14 protein-coding genes are annotated in these 15,718 nt (G+C 67.0%); 7 read left to right on the top strand and 7 right to left on the bottom strand.

The window, feature by feature from the left end; all coding sequences use genetic code 11:
* Positions 1-31 precede the first annotated feature (31 nt).
* The 3 genes from ACIA8C_RS18315 to ACIA8C_RS18305 are packed head-to-tail and all read left to right on the top strand — an operon-like array spanning position 32 to position 3,032.
* Entirely contained in the window at positions 32-1,351 is a 1,320-nt protein-coding gene (locus ACIA8C_RS18315; protein ID WP_397136013.1) for an aminotransferase class III-fold pyridoxal phosphate-dependent enzyme, read from the top strand.
* Between the two features lie 5 nt (positions 1,352-1,356).
* A complete protein-coding gene (locus ACIA8C_RS18310; protein WP_397136011.1) occupies positions 1,357-2,787 on the top strand; it encodes an AMP-binding protein in 1,431 nt (476 codons plus the stop codon).
* Positions 2,788-2,789: 2 nt separating this feature from the next.
* On the top strand, positions 2,790-3,032 hold the full coding sequence (locus tag ACIA8C_RS18305) for an acyl carrier protein (RefSeq protein ID WP_397136009.1): 243 nt from the start codon (positions 2,790-2,792) through the stop codon (positions 3,030-3,032).
* On the opposite strand, the gene ACIA8C_RS18300 is transcribed toward ACIA8C_RS18305, so the two are convergent.
* The 7 genes from ACIA8C_RS18300 to ACIA8C_RS18270 are packed head-to-tail and all read right to left on the bottom strand — an operon-like array spanning position 3,014 to position 10,862.
* Positions 3,014-3,814 carry an SDR family NAD(P)-dependent oxidoreductase gene (locus ACIA8C_RS18300; RefSeq protein WP_397136007.1) on the bottom strand — a complete coding sequence of 267 codons (801 nt, stop codon included), beginning with the start codon at positions 3,812-3,814 and terminating at the stop codon, positions 3,014-3,016. The two genes, ACIA8C_RS18305 and ACIA8C_RS18300, sit on opposite strands and share 19 nt — an antisense overlap.
* Positions 3,815-3,823: 9 nt before the next feature.
* Entirely contained in the window at positions 3,824-5,224 is a 1,401-nt protein-coding gene (locus tag ACIA8C_RS18295; protein ID WP_397136005.1) for an aldehyde dehydrogenase family protein, read from the bottom strand.
* Positions 5,214-6,377: a phosphonopyruvate decarboxylase gene (gene aepY, locus ACIA8C_RS18290; protein WP_397136003.1), complete on the bottom strand. Its 1,164-nt coding sequence runs from the start codon at positions 6,375-6,377 to the stop codon at positions 5,214-5,216. Before aepY ends, ACIA8C_RS18295 begins: the two co-directional genes overlap by 11 nt.
* Entirely contained in the window at positions 6,374-7,300 is a 927-nt protein-coding gene (locus ACIA8C_RS18285) for an isocitrate lyase/phosphoenolpyruvate mutase family protein (RefSeq protein WP_397136001.1), read from the bottom strand. The genes aepY and ACIA8C_RS18285 overlap by 4 nt, the downstream gene beginning before the upstream one ends.
* Positions 7,301-7,317: 17 nt before the next feature.
* Positions 7,318-8,328, bottom strand: coding sequence for a C-terminal binding protein (locus ACIA8C_RS18280; protein WP_397135999.1), 1,011 nt, complete (start codon positions 8,326-8,328; stop codon positions 7,318-7,320).
* A gap of 31 nt (positions 8,329-8,359) precedes the next feature.
* Positions 8,360-9,676 carry a helix-turn-helix domain-containing protein gene (locus ACIA8C_RS18275; protein WP_397135997.1) on the bottom strand — a complete coding sequence of 439 codons (1,317 nt, stop codon included), beginning with the start codon at positions 9,674-9,676 and terminating at the stop codon, positions 8,360-8,362.
* Positions 9,666-10,862: an iron-containing alcohol dehydrogenase gene (locus ACIA8C_RS18270; protein WP_397135996.1), complete on the bottom strand. Its 1,197-nt coding sequence runs from the start codon at positions 10,860-10,862 to the stop codon at positions 9,666-9,668. The genes ACIA8C_RS18275 and ACIA8C_RS18270 overlap by 11 nt, the downstream gene beginning before the upstream one ends.
* 265 nt (positions 10,863-11,127) lie before the next feature.
* Here ACIA8C_RS18270 and ACIA8C_RS18265 point away from each other — a divergent pair, with 265 nt between their 5' ends.
* From ACIA8C_RS18265 to ACIA8C_RS18250, 4 genes are read left to right on the top strand one after another with little or no spacing between them, the layout of a single operon-like run.
* The gene (locus tag ACIA8C_RS18265) at positions 11,128-11,922 is read left to right on the top strand and encodes a class I SAM-dependent methyltransferase (RefSeq protein ID WP_397135994.1); all 795 of its coding nucleotides are present in this window, start codon (positions 11,128-11,130) and stop codon (positions 11,920-11,922) included.
* Positions 11,923-11,979: 57 nt separating this feature from the next.
* Positions 11,980-13,182, top strand: coding sequence for a M20 family metallopeptidase (locus tag ACIA8C_RS18260; protein WP_397135992.1), 1,203 nt, complete (start codon positions 11,980-11,982; stop codon positions 13,180-13,182).
* The gene (locus tag ACIA8C_RS18255; protein WP_397135991.1) at positions 13,179-14,573 is read left to right on the top strand and encodes a condensation domain-containing protein; all 1,395 of its coding nucleotides are present in this window, start codon (positions 13,179-13,181) and stop codon (positions 14,571-14,573) included. The genes ACIA8C_RS18260 and ACIA8C_RS18255 overlap by 4 nt, the downstream gene beginning before the upstream one ends.
* Positions 14,573-15,646: an SDR family oxidoreductase gene (locus tag ACIA8C_RS18250; protein WP_397135990.1), complete on the top strand. Its 1,074-nt coding sequence runs from the start codon at positions 14,573-14,575 to the stop codon at positions 15,644-15,646. Before ACIA8C_RS18255 ends, ACIA8C_RS18250 begins: the two co-directional genes overlap by 1 nt.
* Positions 15,647-15,718 lie beyond the last annotated feature (72 nt).

Here is a 15,718-nt window from a genome sequence, read left to right as displayed (position 1 = left end):
CGCAGTGCCAACGTAATCGGAGGTGTCTCACATGGGAGAGTCAAGGGGACGGGTCATCCAGTCATGGTCGAGACAGGGGGCGCAACCGCCACCGAGAATCGTCGGCGGCGACGGATGCCGGTTCTTCGACGCCGCCGGGCGCTCCTATCTCGACTTCAGCTCCCAACTCGTCAATGCCAACTTGGGACACAGCCGCACCGAGGTCCAGGAGGCGGTGCAAAAGCAGGTGGCCACCGCGGCGACGCTGGGTCGCCCGTGGGACATCGAGGTCGTCGACGAGTTGGCGGATCGACTCGCCGAGGTCACGCCGGGCGACCTGAACTCGTTCTTCTTCGCCTGCAGCGGAACCGAGGCTAACGAGGCCGCGATCCGGCTGGCCCGGGCGTACACCGGCCGAAGCAAAATTATCGCCCGCTACCGCTCGTACCACGGCAGCACGGCAGGTGCCCTCACGCTGACCGGTGAGCCACGCCGGTGGGTGGGCGAACCCGGAATGCCGGGTGTCGTAAGGATGCTCGACCCGTACACCTACCGCTGTCCGGCCGGTCATCCCTCGCCGTGCCCGGTCTGCTCGGGCGCACCCCATCTCCGGGAGTTGCTCCAGTACGAGGGGGCCGAGAACGTGGCCGCGGTGTTCATCGAGCCCATCACCGGCATCAACGGGGTGATCGTCCCACCCGACGGTTACCTGCGGGCGATCCGCGAGGTCTGCACCGAACACGGCATCCTGCTGATCTTCGATGAGGTGATGACCGGATTCGGCCGCACCGGAAGCTGGTTCGCCTGCGACCGCTGGGGCGTTGTCCCCGACCTGATCACCTGCGCGAAGGGCTTGACCGCCGGTTATCTGCCGCTGGCGGCCGTCGCCGTGAGCGACCGACTGTCCAGCTGGCTGCAAGAGTCGGTGTTCCCCTACGGATTGACCTACAGCGCCCACCCCGTCGCCTGCGCGGCGGCCGTCGCCGCGTTGGGCGTCTACCAGAAGGAACGGCTTATCGAACGCGCGGACCGCATGGGTCCGCTGATCGAAGCAGAACTGCATCGGCTGGCCGAACGGCATCCATCCATCGGCGACATCCGAGGCAGTGGCTGTTTCTGGGGCATCGAACTGGTCGTCGACCGCGAGACCAGAGAACCACTCGTCCCGTTCAATCCGGACGGCGCGGCCGCCGAGCCGATGACGAGGCTGACCGCCGAAGCCTTCCGCAAGGGCCTGTACCTGCTCACCCACTGGAACATGATCCTGGTGTGCCCGCCGCTGATCATCGACGAGGCGGAGATCCGGGAGGGCATGGCCTTGCTGGACGAAACCTTGTGCATCGCCGACGAATACGTCCTCGGCAACGGATGATCCGGATGGACAACGTCTCGATCTGTGCGCTCGTCGCGAAAACGGCGACGGACCGGCCGCGGGACTGCGCCGTGCAGGTCCGCGGCTTCACCGACGCCACCAGCGACGACATCACCTGGCGCGCACTCGTCATCAGCATGCTCGAACGAGCCGATACTTACCGGAAGAGCGGATTGCGCGCGGGAGATGTTGCCGCGGTGGCACTTCCACCGGGAATCGGCCACGTCGTGGCGACGCTGGCGCTCTGGGAGGTCGGCGCGACCGTTATCCCGGTGGACCATCGATGGTCGGCTGCGGCCAAGCGTGACATCGTCGACCGGTATCCCCGAGGCTGGGTGGTCGAAGGAAACGACCTCGACTTGATTTCCTACCATCAACGGGAAGAACCGATTTCGGGCCTACCGGCCGACGGATTACCGAGATCGGTGTCGCTCTCCGGCGGCACGACCGGGGTTCCCAAGCTCATCATCAGAAACCGCCCGTGGGCCTACGCCGACTCGAAACCGCTCAGCAGCAAGGAAAGCGAGCGGGGGATGGCGTACGGACAGACCCAAATCGTCGGACTTCCGCTGTACCACGCGGGTTTCGGCGCGCTCTACCACGGCCTCGCACTGGGCCATCGCATCGTCATCCCCGGCAATGCCTCGCCCAAGCTGTTCCTGGAACTGCTCAAATCCGAACGCGTAGAGGTTTTTCGGACCGTGCCCGCCCAGATGGGCACGCTCATCGAAGCGTCCGGTATGGACGGCGGCTGGTTCGCCTCGCTCAGGCTGGTCGTGCACACCGCCGCCCGGTGTTCGGAGTCGGTGAAACGTCGTTGGCTGGAATTGATCGAGCCGACCAAGGTGTACGAGGAATACGGCAGCGTGGAACGGATCGGCGTCCTCAGCATCCGCGGCGACGACTGGCTCCAGCATCCCGGCTCCGTCGGACGTCCGATTCACTGTTCGATTCGTATTCTCGACGAGTTCCGGCATGAGGTCCCGGTAGGCACGACAGGGGAGCTGTTCATGGCCGACGAGAATGCCAGACAGCCAACCTATCTCGGCGCCGGACCGAAACTGGCGGAGGTGGCTGGCCATTTCAGCGTCGGCGACCTCGCCTGGATGGACGACGAAGGCTATGTCACCCTGGTGGGACGCAAGGACGACGCCATCAATGTCGGCGGCGTCAAGGTCTTTCCCCGCGACATCGAGCGAGTCCTGGAATGCAATGCCGCGGTGCGCGATGTCCGTGTCCGGGCAATGCCCGATCCCGCGCTTGGCGAGGTGGTGCACGCCGAGGTGAGCTTGAATGGTGGTGACACAGAGCAGGTCTCGGCCGAACTCTGGCGCAGCTGCCGCGCCGAACTGACCAGAGCCCAGATACCGAGGACGATCGAGATCGTGCCCGACGTGCGCCGGACGCCCTCCGGCAAGCTGCGGCGAAAGGACTGAGCGTGCGGGAACGACTATGGGTCGTCGTCGGCCGGGTATGCGGTACCGGCTACACCGAGCCGACCGCGAACTTCTACGAACTCGGCGGCGACTCGCTCCTGGCAGGCGAGCTGATGTCGGCCCTGCGTGCGGAATTCGGCACCGAGCTGCCGATGAACCTCCTCTTCGAGGCACCCGACATGGGCACCTTCGTCGAAGACGCGGTAGCGCTCGTCGATTCGTCAGCTCAACGCGGCGGATCGTAGCGACCGTCGATGGCCGTCCAGCCGCCATCGACATACAACATCGTCCCGGTGACGAAGCTCGCTGCGTCGGCCGCCAAAAACGCGACGGCCCCGGCGATTTCGCTCGGCTGAGCCCACCGGCCGAGCGCGCTCTTCGACGCGTACGCCTGCTGCCACTCCGGCACCGCGAAGATCGGATCGGTCAGCGGCGTCCGCACCACCCCGGGCGCGACCGCGTTCACCCGAACGCCAGCCGGGCCGAACTCCGCCGCCGCCCCGCGAATCAGTTGGAGCAGCGCCGCTTTCGTCGCCGCGTAAACCGCCTGCCCGGGTTCCACGGTGATCGCCCGGATCGATGACATGCCGATGATCGAACCGCCCCCGCGCGCGACCATTCCCCGGCCGAACGCACGGAGAATGTGGAAGGCGCCACGAAGATTCAGATCGACGACGGTGTCGAATTCCGCCACCTCGTAGTCGAGCAGACGCTTGCGGACATTCCGCCCGGTGGTGAACACCAGCACATCCAGCTCCGGCAATGCCGCGGCCGCCGTGTCGACGGCGGCCGCGTCCCGCACATCCAACTGGATGGCCGCGGCAAGTCCGCCCAGCTTCGCGGTCTCCTCGGCCCGCTCGAGGTCGATATCGGCACACACCACCTCCGCGCCGAGCGCACCGAGGGCGAGGGCCGATTCGCGCCCGATGCCGCTGCCCGCGCCGATCACGATGGCGCGTTTCCCGGCGAGGTGAAACAGCGCCTGATAGTCGGGGGTAGCGGGATTGGCATCCGGTTCCGCGGTCATCGGTTCGTCCTAACCTTGCTGGAGTGGGTAGGGGAGCGTGACGGTCTTGATGGTGCACATCTCCCGGATCGAATAGGGGATGCCCTCGCGGCCGATACCGCTGGACTTTACGCCGCCGAACGGGATGTGCGGCGAATCGAAATGCGGTCCGGCATTGAGGTTTACGGCACCGACCCGCAGCGCGTGCGCGATCTCGGTGAACGCGGCGACATCGGAGGTGACCACACCGGCCTGCAACCCGTACCGCGTCCCGTTGGCGACCCTGATCGCCTCGGCCGTGTCGGCGACCCGGATCACCGGCGCCACCGGGCCGAACGTCTCCTCGACCACCAGCTCGGCATCGGCGGGTACGTGATCGAGTACGGCGGGCGTGATGAGCGAACCGCGCCGATCCCCGCCGTGTAGCAGTTTCGCGTCCGCGGCGACCGCGTCGGCGATTCGCCGCTGCACGGTGACCGCGGCTTCCTCGCTGATGAGCGGCCCGACATCGGTCGCCGGATCCAGTGGATCCCCCGCCTGTTTGCGCCGGGCCTGCTCGACCAGCCCGGCAACGAGATCGTCGGCTACCTCGCCGACGACGATCACCCGCTTGATCCCTCGACAGGACTGTCCGGCGGTGGCGAAGGCGCCTTGGCCCGCCAATTGCACCGCGAGCCCGAGATCGGCATCGGGCAGGACGATCAGGGGATCGTTTCCGCCCAACTCCAGCAGGACCTTCTTGCCTGCGGCCGCCCTCGATACCGCCACCCCCGTGCGCACCGAGCCGGTGAAGGTGACCATGTCGACGTCCGGGTGGCCGGCGAGCGCCGAACCGATGACGCCGGGCTCACCCGTTGTGACAACCAGGTTTTCGGGCGGAAACCCGGCCTCGAGCAGGATCTCGGCGAAGGCAAGCGCGGTGAGTGGCGTCTTCTCCGACGGTTTCAGCACGACCGCGCATCCGGCGGCCACGGCCGGTGCCACCTTCACGACCACCTGGTTGAGCGGCCGATTGAACGGCGTGATCGCCGCGACGATCCCGATCGGCTCGAAGAGGGTGAGCGCCAACCGATCCTGGCCAGGCACCGGAATGCTCTCACCCCGCAGCCGCTCGGTCTCCGTCGCGGCGACAACGAGATTCGCCGCGGCCCGCTCGGTCTCCTTGCGCGTCTCGGCAATACACACGCCGGACTCGCGAGAGATCAATTCGGCCAGCTCCCCGGCGCGTTCCCGGATCAGGCCGGCGGCCGCACTCAGGATGGTCGCCCGCCGGTCCGGGCGCAGCGGTCGCCATGCGGCGCGCAATCCCCGCACCGCCTCGTCCATTTGGGTAACGGTGTCGCGGGCTACCTCGCCGACGCTTTCCCCGTTCCAGGGATTGCGCACGGCGAGTTGGTCGACCGAAGGCTGTAATGCGCCGTCACGAAACATGATTCACGTCCTCGACCTTCGTGCTCACGAAATCCCTGAACCGCCTTGCCACCTCCGACGGGCCAACCGTCGGCCGGCCGAGCCCGGCGATCGAGCCCGGCCGGATCATCAGATAGATGAATGTCGGCCCATGCTCGACCTGCGCGGCTTTGACGGCGTCGGCGAATTCGGCAAGGTCGGCGCAGTCGTGCACGCGGGCATATCCGCACGCCCGCGCCAAAGCCGGGAAGTCGACCTGTCCGGCCAGGCTCTGCTGCCCGCCCGTGGAGTCGTGAACCCTGTTGTCCAGCAGCACATGTACCAGGTTGGCGCCGCCGTGCGCACCGACGGTTGCCAGCGTGCCGAGCCGCATGAGCGCCGCACCGTCTCCGTCGATCACGACCACCGGCCGTGGCGTATGCCGCGCAACGCCGAGCCCCACCGCGCTGGCCGATCCCATCGCGCCGACCAGATAGAAGTGCTGCGGCCGGTCGTCCAGCACGTACAGCTCACGGCTGGTCTTACCGGTGGTGGACAGCACGGCCGCCGAATCGTCGAGCGTCCCGATCAGGCACTCCAGCGCCGCCATCCGCGCGGGCGCGTCCCGGCCCTTGTGCGACCGGGTGACTGCCGGCACCACCGGCTTAGCGAGCGGAGGCTCCGCGAGCCGCTCGGAATTCAGCACGCCCTCGCGCAGAACGAACGCGAAAGGCTGTTGCTCCCGGTCCATTTCGGCCCAACCGGCGTCCAGGCACGCTGCTAGTCCCTCGGTATCGGCAGGCACCACCGCGTGGCCGACGCGCATGAGATCCAACAGCCCAGGCGTGATCGCCCCCATCAGCTCGTGCTGCGGCTCGTCCTGGCGTCCCGGTTCCCCGCGCCAGCTGACGATCAGCGGAACCGGAATGCGGCTGGGGTACGTGAGCGATGTCAGCGGGTTGACCATATTGCCGAGGCCCGAATTCTGCGCGATGACACCCGCGGTGGCGCCGGCCAGCCAGCAGCCCGCGGCGATCGCCACCGCCTCACCCTCCTGCGTCACCGGCAGATAGCGTGCGGCCGACCCGGACGCCACCCTGTTGATCAACGGGGTCAGATAGGAGCACGGCACGCCGACAACATCGACCACCCCGCGGCCGACGAGCCCGCCGACCAGTTCGCCGGCGTCGATCACGAATCCACCCACTTCTTCGCCAACGCGCTGTAGTGCGCCTCATCGACTTCCAGATCCTGATAGCCCATGAGCGCGAACACTTCCGCCAGCGAGGCGATGCTCGGCTCCACGGCCGCGGCCCCGTCGGCGAGCAGCGTCCGGCACACCTGTCGCATCGCGGCCACCGCCGCCCGCATGGCCTGGTTGGCCCAGATCACCGCGGCGATACCGAGTTCGGCGAACGTCTCCCTTGGGACCGTGTGATAGGTGGTCGGCGCGATCACCAACGGCAGCCGCGCCGCCCACTCCCTGGTGAACTCGGCGATCTCCTCGATGGTTCGTTGCCGCGAGTGAATGAAGATGGCGTCGGCACCGGCCTGCCGATACGCCTCGGCACGACGCAGCGCCTCGGCCAAACCGGCACCCGCGATCAATGCCTCAGTCCGTGCCACGAGGACGAATTCGGCGTCCACCCGGTCCCGGCAGGCCGCGATCTTGGTGCACATCTCGCCGATCGGTGCCAGCGGATGGCTGTCCCCGAAGTAGGAGTTCATCTTGGGAAAGACCTTGTCCTCCATGCAGATTCCGGCCGCGCCGAGCTGCTGGGCGCGGGCGGCGACCCGCCGTGCGGTGTTGAAGTTGCCGTAGCCGGTGTCGGCATCGACGAGCACCGGTAACCCGCCGCCCTCGACCACCCGCGCGGTGAGATCGAGGAGTTCTCCCCAGGACACCTCGTCGCTGTCCCGCGCGCCGAGCGCGGTCGACATACACAGGCCGGACGCCCATATCCCGGTGAACCCGGCCTCGGCCGCGATCCGGGCACTCAGCCCGTCGTGCGCCCCCATGAGGTAACACGGCTCGGGTTCGGCAAGAAGCTTGCGCAACCGCAGACCGGCCGCGAACTCGGCTGGAGATCCTGTCTGAACAGGGAAGTTCTCTATCACGCGCACTGCCTCTCGGATCAGGTCACTCTGCCTTCGGCGGGTGGTGGCCCGCCGGCCAGAACGTTGGCGACTCCCTCGGCGATCCGGCGTCGGCTGCTGCGCTCGGATTCCACCGACAGAAACGCGCGGTGCGACGACACCACCACGTCGTCTCGGGTGAGCAGCTTGCGCGCGGTCGGATCGTCATTGGGATCCTCGGGTGTGAAAACGTCCGAGGCGAAACCGCCGAGCCGCCCCGCGTCGAGCGCGTCGAGCACGGCGGCCGGGTCTACTAGGCGACCCCTGGCGGTGTTGACGAGGAAGGCTCCAGGCCGGACGTCGGCCAGTGCCGCGGCGTCGACGATCCGTTCGGTCTCGGGGGTCAATGCCGCGTGGATCACGACAGCGTCTGCGGCAGCGAACAATTCGGCCAGACCGGTGGTGGCGGTGACGCCGTATCCGGCCATCAGGTCGGCCGACACGTAGGGGTCGTAGGCGATGATCTTGGTGTAGAACGCCTGCAGTTTCCGAGCGGTCGCGCGGCCGATGCGGCCGAATCCGATGATGCCCGCGGTCCGCGTCCCCACCCGTCGTGGCACGCCGCCCGCGTGGATATTCCACTGGCCGGACTTGACGAGGCGGTCCTGCGTGCAAACGCTGCGTTCCAGCGCAAGCAGCAGGGCGAGGGTGTGGGTGCTGACCTCGTCGACGCAGTAGTCGGGCACGTTGAACGACACGATGCCGGTGCCTGCCAGCAGCGGCGCGTTCAGGTTGTCGATGCCGACACCGCTGCGGGCGATGACCCGGCAGGTCGGCGCGACCGCGTCGAGCAGCTCGGGGGTGACCTGACAGCGATAGATCACCAGCGCGTCGGCGCCGCGCACGTGATCGTGAAAGTCCTGGCCCGCCACCAGGTATCGGCCGTCGAACAGCCCTAGGCGCAGTTCGATGTCGCTGCCGAATGCCGTGCGTTCGATATCGGCCCTGGCGAGGTCCGGCTGTCCCGAATCATCCAGGGCCCAGGCGGGATCGGTGTAGACGACGCGCAATCTTCTCTCCCCTGGTGACGCGAAATGGATCTCAAGAGTCGTAACCCCAGCCGCGGTTGTCCCGGCGGCCGCGCCGCAAAGTCGACACCGCGGCATAGGTATTGGTGAGTTCGTACAGGTCGAGGTAGTCGAGATGCCGGCCGGAACCCAGCTTGATCAGCGCACCGTCGCCGGACCATCGATGCGTCACGAAGGGGGCCACCCAGGCTGACGCGTCGACACCCAGCTCCGCCTGTTCGTCGCTTCCGTAGGAACCGGTCCAATGCAGCGTGAGTGACCCGGCGGACACGAGGTAGTGGGTCTCGGCGGGTTCGCACAGACTCGCACCGCTGTCTCCGGCTACGCGCAGGAACAATCCGGTGAGGTCGGGCAGGTGTGGGGCCGACGCCATCGAAGTGACCTGGTAACCCTGGAAGTTCCGTGTCTCCGCACGACATTCCGCGATGTCCTTGAATGTCTTGCCCACCGCGTCGTGCCTGGTCGCGGGTTGGATCAGCAGCCGGTAGTCGAAGCCGAGCGTCGTCCCCAGCGCACGCAACAGCTCGGCAGTGCCCTGGTCGAGCGCCGCGACGAGATCGGTTTCGCGCACGCCGAGCCGCACCGCGGCCGACTCGAGGGTGTGCCCGCGGCGGGCCAGCAGCAGGACGGCGACCTGCTGTGGAGTCAGGCTCTCGTCGAGCCAGCCGAGCATGGCCCGCGCTGCGGGATCCGACCAGTCGTTGACGTCCTCCATGAGCCCGGCAAGCGCGGATTGTCCTGTGTAGGAGACGATTCGGGCCGGAGCGTCCGAGGCGAGCGAGTAGCTGTGCGGACAGTACGACGGCTCGACGTAGGAGTCGCCGACGATCCAATTGTCGGCCTCGGCGTTGGCCTTGATCACCTGCCAGGTCGCCTCGCCGAGCTCCTCGCCCCATCGCCCGTGAATATCGCCGGGGCCGAGGTTGATGGTGATGGCGGGTTCCAGATGGCCGTTGTTCAGCTGGGGAACGCGGTCGGCGGGGCACAGAATGTCGAGAATGACCGGCGCGACCGCGCCTTGGGGTGCCGCCATTGTGTAGTAGTTGTAGAAGTGAATGCCGTCGCGCTGAATGGCACGCCGGGTGTCGCGCAGTTCCTGTGCGGTGCGGACCAGCACGGTCGCCTCGGATCGGCCGCTGGCGACGAGCTGCTCGGGCGTGATCTGTAGCGCGCGGGCCAGCGCGGCGGCCACCTCGTCGGGCCACTCGTCCTCGCTGGCCAGCAACTTCTCGAGTTGCGCGTGGTCCATGCCGATGGTTTCCGCTACCTGGCCGGTCGTGACTTTCCTGGTGTTCAGCCAGTGCACGACCTTGTAATTGTCAACGCGCATAATCTCTCTCCGCGGTCCCGGCCAATAAACGCGTCAGTGCCGCCACATCCACGCGGCGAGGGTTATTGCCCGCGCGGTCGTAGGCGAGTGCTTCGGTAGCGATCCGAGTCGCGTCGTGGCGAATGTCGGGGGCCGGCGGCAGCGCGGGTGATCGCACCAGCTCCTCGACCTTTCGGGCCAAAGCCTCGACGCTGTCCAGACCCGCGGCCCGCACGACCCCGGTGATAGCGCCGCGGACTCGCGCGGCGCCGCGCGGATCGGTGCAGTCGTCGTCGACCAGGGCGTTGTACCGCAGCACCGACCCGAGCGTGAGCCCGCACGCGTGACCGTGGCTGAGCCCGTGGCGCAACGTCAAGGAGTACGACATCGCGTGGCACACAGTGGTTCCCGCGATGGCGATCGCTCGCCCGGCGAGGTGTCCGGCGAGCAGCGCGGCCTGGCGCTGCGCCGATCCCAGGCGGTCGTGCGGCCGGTCGAGCAGATCGGCCGACAGCTCCCACGCGGTGGCTCCCAGCCATTCGGATCGCTCGTCGGCGCGAATCGACCACGCGCCCTCCAAGCCCTGCGCAAGGGTGTCCAGCAGGCAACTCACGAAATGCGCTGGGGGAAGGCCGATGAGGAGGTCCGGGTCGAGCACCGCCGTCACCGGTAGGAGGGCTGATCCACGCAGCGACAGCTTGCGGCCCTGGTCCCGGTGCCAGATCGTGGCGAACGGTGTCGCCTCGGCACCGGTTCCCGGAGTCGTCGGCAGCGCGATGATCGGCGGAACACCCTCGGCGCGTGCGCCTTCTTCGCACGCGCGCACCACCGATTCTGGCGTGGGATCATGGGTGATCGACAGCGCCGCAGCGGCTTTGCCCGCGTCCATGACGCTGCCGCCGCCGACCGTGACGACCACGTCGGCTCGATGCGCCCGCATCTGGCGGGCCAGCAGTGCCACGGATTCCGGTGTCGGCAAACCTGATTGGATCGTCAGGCGCAGCGGAAACTTCCGCAGTGCCACCAGTAGCGGTTCGGACCAGCTACGGAGTGCGAAACCACTGCCCGCTACGACGATTACGCGCGGAGCCATGGCCCCCGCCGCGGCGGTCACCACCTCTTCGGCGACCTCGGCGGCCCGCACCCCGACCATCGTGTGAGGCGAGTCCAGCAGCACGGTGCCGCGCCGAACGTCGGCGGCGTCCATCGAACCACCTGCCTCCATCGAGATCCCAGTTACTGCCGCTAGGCACCTCGATACGGACGCCGGCAGCACGTCGGGCACCCTGCGCTGGCCGGCGTGCCGACCACGAAACAGGCGGTCCCGATGATCTCCCCCCGGAGCTCGGACGCGGTGTTTTGCGTGAATACACGGTACCGTAGGGCCGATGAATATCGGCGAATATCAGAGTTCGTCATCTCCCCGGTTGCCCGGGGTAGCAGGTACCCGCACGGCGCCGAAGGTGTGACAGATGACTGATGGCTACCGCGCGCAGGTTTCCCGAAACCAGTTGAGGTTCGCGACGATTGCGCAGTCGTACGCGGGCGGACAGGCGCGCCGCCTCGATGTGGAACTGCTGGCCGAGATGATCCGCCCGCTGGCCTTCGAGCGCGTCCTCGACGTGGCCACCGGAACCGGCGCCGCGGCCGCCGTTGCCGCGAAAGTCGGTGTGCGCGCGACGATCGTCGGCGTCGACTCCTCGGTACAGATGCTTCGACAGGCACGCGCCGATGACGGTGGGAGCCAGGCGAATCTGGTCGTCGCCCTCATCGAGGAGCTGCCGTTTCCGGACGGTGCGTTCGATCTCGTCATGTGCACGCGTGCACTGCATCATGTCCAACGCCCGGACATCGTCGTCGCCGAAATGGCGCGGGTGGCCCGGCCCGGCGGTCAGGTCATTGTGGCCGACAACGTCACCGGGCTTTCCGGTGCGGCGCACGATCGACTCGAGGCGATCCAGCGGGTCCGAGATCCTGGGCATGCCACGACACTCACCGAGAGCCGGCTCGTCGAGTTGTTGCACGACAACGCCTTGTCAGTGGTCGAAGGCCACCGAACCACCAGCTTCCGGCCACTGGATGAATGGCTCGTCGACGGCGGTGCGGGGGCGGCGGAGTCGGTCGAGATCCGCCGACAGTTGTTGGCACTCGGGCAGATTGACGACAACGGCACGTTCGGCACGAGCGTGGTGACGGAGGCGGGCGCGGTCACCGGACTCCGGCAGGCGATGTCGTGGCTCAGGGCGGAACGAAGCAGCGCGATATAGCACGGGACACCAGCGAGCGTCGTAGCATGGACAGACTTGACGCCTGGGGGTCACATCGTGGACATCTCTTCATTGGATGCCGGAATAGACGAGCAGGAGCTCATCGAGTTCACGCAGCAGCTCGTGCGGACCCACACCCCGCACGAGGAGGGCAGAGGCGAGCGCGCCGTCGCGGCCTTCCTCCTCGACAAGATCGAGGACTGGGGCTGGCGCGCCGAGGTTTTCGACGCCGGTGGCCGCCCGAATATCGTGGTGACCCTCGCCGGTGGCAGTGGCGACGGACCAACACTGGCGTTCGAGGGTCATCTGGACGTGGTGGCCGAGGGCGACCTCGACCAGTGGACGGTCGACCCGTTCGGCGGCGAGATCCGCGACGGGAAGCTCTACGGACGTGGCTCCGCCGACATGAAATCCGGTGTCGCGGCAATGCTTTACGGGACAAGGGCATTGCAGCTGGCTGGCTCGTTTCCCGGTCGGGTCCGGCTGTTGCTGCTCGCCGACGAAGAGGGGATGATGACCGGGGCCAAGACGGCGGTGGCCAACGGATTCGTCCGCGACGTCGACGGGGTGATCTGCTGCGAACCCGAAGGTGACGAGGTGTGCCCGATATCGAAGGGCGCGATCCGGCTCCGGGTGGATTTCACCGGCGTGATGAGTCACGGCGCGATGCCATGGCAGGGCCGGAACACGTTGCCCGCGTTGGCCCGTGTGCTGCTCGGCCTGGAGACCCTAGAAGGCGCGTTGATACAGGAAGTGGGCTCCCGGCCGCCGCTCGGCGCGCCCTCGATCACGCCGACGGTGGTGCGGGCGGGGACCGCGGATCAGCTGAACACGATCACCGGGACGAGCGCGCTCTACCTGGATGTGCGCACCGTCCCGGGAATCGACCACGAGACGCTGTTGAAGCGGATCGGCGAGTGCGTCGACACGGCCGCACGCGACTGCGCGATCGGTTCGGCCGTCACGGTGATCGATGATCGGCCGTGGGTCGAAACAGGCTCGGACACACCACTTGTCACCGCTTTGATGCGAGCGCACGAGATGGTCAACGGTGTCCGGCCCAGCCTCGGCGGGGTGCCGGGCACCACCGACGGCACCATCCTGACCCATTACGGGAAAGTCCCGAGCGTGGTGTACGGGCCGGGTGGAAAATGGATCGCGCACATGGCCGACGAGTGGGTGGCGGTGCGTGACCTCAAGCGTTATGCGCTGACGTATGCCGTTGCGGCGCATGACTTCCTGCACGAGGGTTCGCGATGACGAGCCCGCCGGGGGAGACCAGGCTGCCGTTGACGCCGGGGCAGCATCTGCTGGACTTCCTGGAATCGATCCGGCCCGGCGGCGCGGCGGCGGCGTTCAATATCTCGTTCCGGCTCACGATCGACGGGCCGCTCGACCGGAATCGACTGTTCGACGCCATCATTCAGTGCGTCGACCGACATGAGGCGCTGCGCACCGCCGTGATTCGCGGCCGCGGGATGGCCGAGCAGGTCATCGGTTCCGCCACCGAACCCGAGCTGACCGTGACACCGGCCCCATCGCGGACCTGGGACGAGCCGGAGATCGAAGAGCTACTGGTCAAGTACAACAACGCGCCGTTCGACCTCACGCGGGCGCCATTGGTCCGCGGGCTCCTGCTCGAGTACGAACCGGAGCAGCGTCGTCTGCTCCAGGTGACGGTGCACCACAGCGTGTCCGACGCGTGGTCGCTGGAGGTGCTGAAAAGCGATATCGGACGGTGCTATCGCGCGGCCGCCGGGCTGGAACCGCGGCCCGCGGCACCGGAAGTGCCCTATCGCCAGATCGTCGTCGACGAACTGGCCGCACTGGAAACGCCGGAGGCGGACGCGGCCCGCGCCTTTTGGCCGGAATACGTTGGCTCCCTGGAGATATTGCAGATTCCCGGATCGGTGCAGCCGCAGGCGCACCAGGCGATCACCTCCCGCGGGGACCATCGATTGACGGCACCGGAAATCGCCGCGGTGCGCGGATTGTCGGGCCAGCTCCGCGCGACCCCGTTCATGGTGATCGCCGCGGCTTACGGCCTTACCCTGGGGCACCTCGGTGGGTGCGACGCATACCTCATGCCGACCTTCAGCCACGGCCGCCGGGATCCGCGGTTCCATCAATCGGTGGCCATGCTTTTCAATCCCTTTATGCTCGAATTCCGCTGGTCGCCGGAGATGTCGTTCGCCGACCTCGTCGCGACGTTCAAGCAGAGCTGCCTGAAGGCCTACCAATTCCAGTGGTACCCCTTCATCGAGGTGCTCGAGCTCTGTCCGGAACTGTCCGTCGCGATGATCGATCCGAACAGCGCGCTTTTCCCGGTACAGATGCTGAATGTCCCGAAGACTCAGGTCGGTGCGGCACTATTCGGCCCCGATTGCGTCGCAGCGGATTACGCACTGCACCGGACCTCGGTGGGAAACGTGCTCCCGATCGACGGCCTGCTCACGATCAAGGCAACCCAGGAGGCGATGGCGATGACTTTCAACGCGGCACAGCGGTTATGGAACGACGAATCAGCCGCCGCCATGTGCGCGACCATCGTCGACCTATGCCTCGACGCCGCGCAGCGTCCCGGTGTCCCACTGCGGCAGCTCGTCGGCACCGTCGACCGCCGGTTCGGCAGCACCCGGTGGAGCGCCTGATGGATGCGCGAGTAGCCGTCGTCGACGGCGCCAACGGATACGTTGCCAGCAACACGATCTGCGAGCTGCTCAAGCGTGGCGTCCGGGTGAAAGCCCTTGCCAGAGGGGCGCGTACCCGCGTTCCCGAGTCGCTCGAGTCGGCCACCCTCAACGAGGGGCAGATGCCACCCGACCTCACCGGCCTCGAAACCTTTGACTGCGAACTGACCCAGGAGTACCTGGGCATCGCTGACTTCCAAGCAGCCACGATCTTCTCGGAACCCTGTGATTTCTGGCATTTCGCGGCAGCGGTCGACCTCTCGCCGAACCGGCCCGCCTTACTCCAGGACGTGAATACCAACGGCACCGAACGGGCGTTGCGGTTATTCGTCAAACACTCCAGGCCGGGCTCCCGGTTCTTTCTGATCAGCACCGCCTACGTCGGCGGCATATCGGACACAGCCACCGAAGAGAACTGGCTACCGCTCACCGACGACACCCAATTCCGGACGGTGTACGAGGCAACCAAACGCGGGGGCGAGCTGGTCTTCCGTGATTTCGTCCGGGAGCACGGCGTCAACGGCGCGGTATTCCGGCTCGGGCAGGTCGTCGGCTCTTCCAAGACCGCCCACACGACATCGGATTTCGGCATCTACAACTTCATGTCGAACATGCGGCGCGTGTCGCGACGTTTCCCCGGCGGCGAGGCCGCGGTGCAAGTGCGCGACGACGCGACACTCAACCTCGTCCCGATCGATACGTGCGTGGAGTGGCTGCTGGCCTTGGCCGAAGTCGATGAGCTACCGCAGATCGTCAACCTGACCGACCGCGTCGGCGTCTCGGCGGCGGCAACGATCGAACTGATCGGCACCGGCATCGGCATGACCCTGCGCCCCGTTTCGCCAGAGCATTGGGACGACGCCGCCCTCACCGTCCTCGACCGAGCGGTCGCTACCCGCATGGCGTACACCGGGAAATACCTCTTGGAACGCATCGAGTTCGACCGTCGCAATCTCGAATCGGCGATACCTGTCCCCGACTCGGCCTGCGATCTGGGGCTCGTCGAACGATTGGTCACCTGGTATCTGAAGTAGACCGGCAGGTTGGCGCGTTCGAGCAGACTGTCTGCCCGTCATGCTGTGGATCGAAGACATCGACCCGCAGGT

It is taken from the genome of Nocardia sp. NPDC051321 (genome assembly GCF_044455225.1).
GTDB lineage: Bacteria > Actinomycetota > Actinomycetes > Mycobacteriales > Mycobacteriaceae > Nocardia.
Note: the sequence above shows the minus strand (reverse complement) of the source record. Positions and strands in the feature narration are given on the sequence as shown.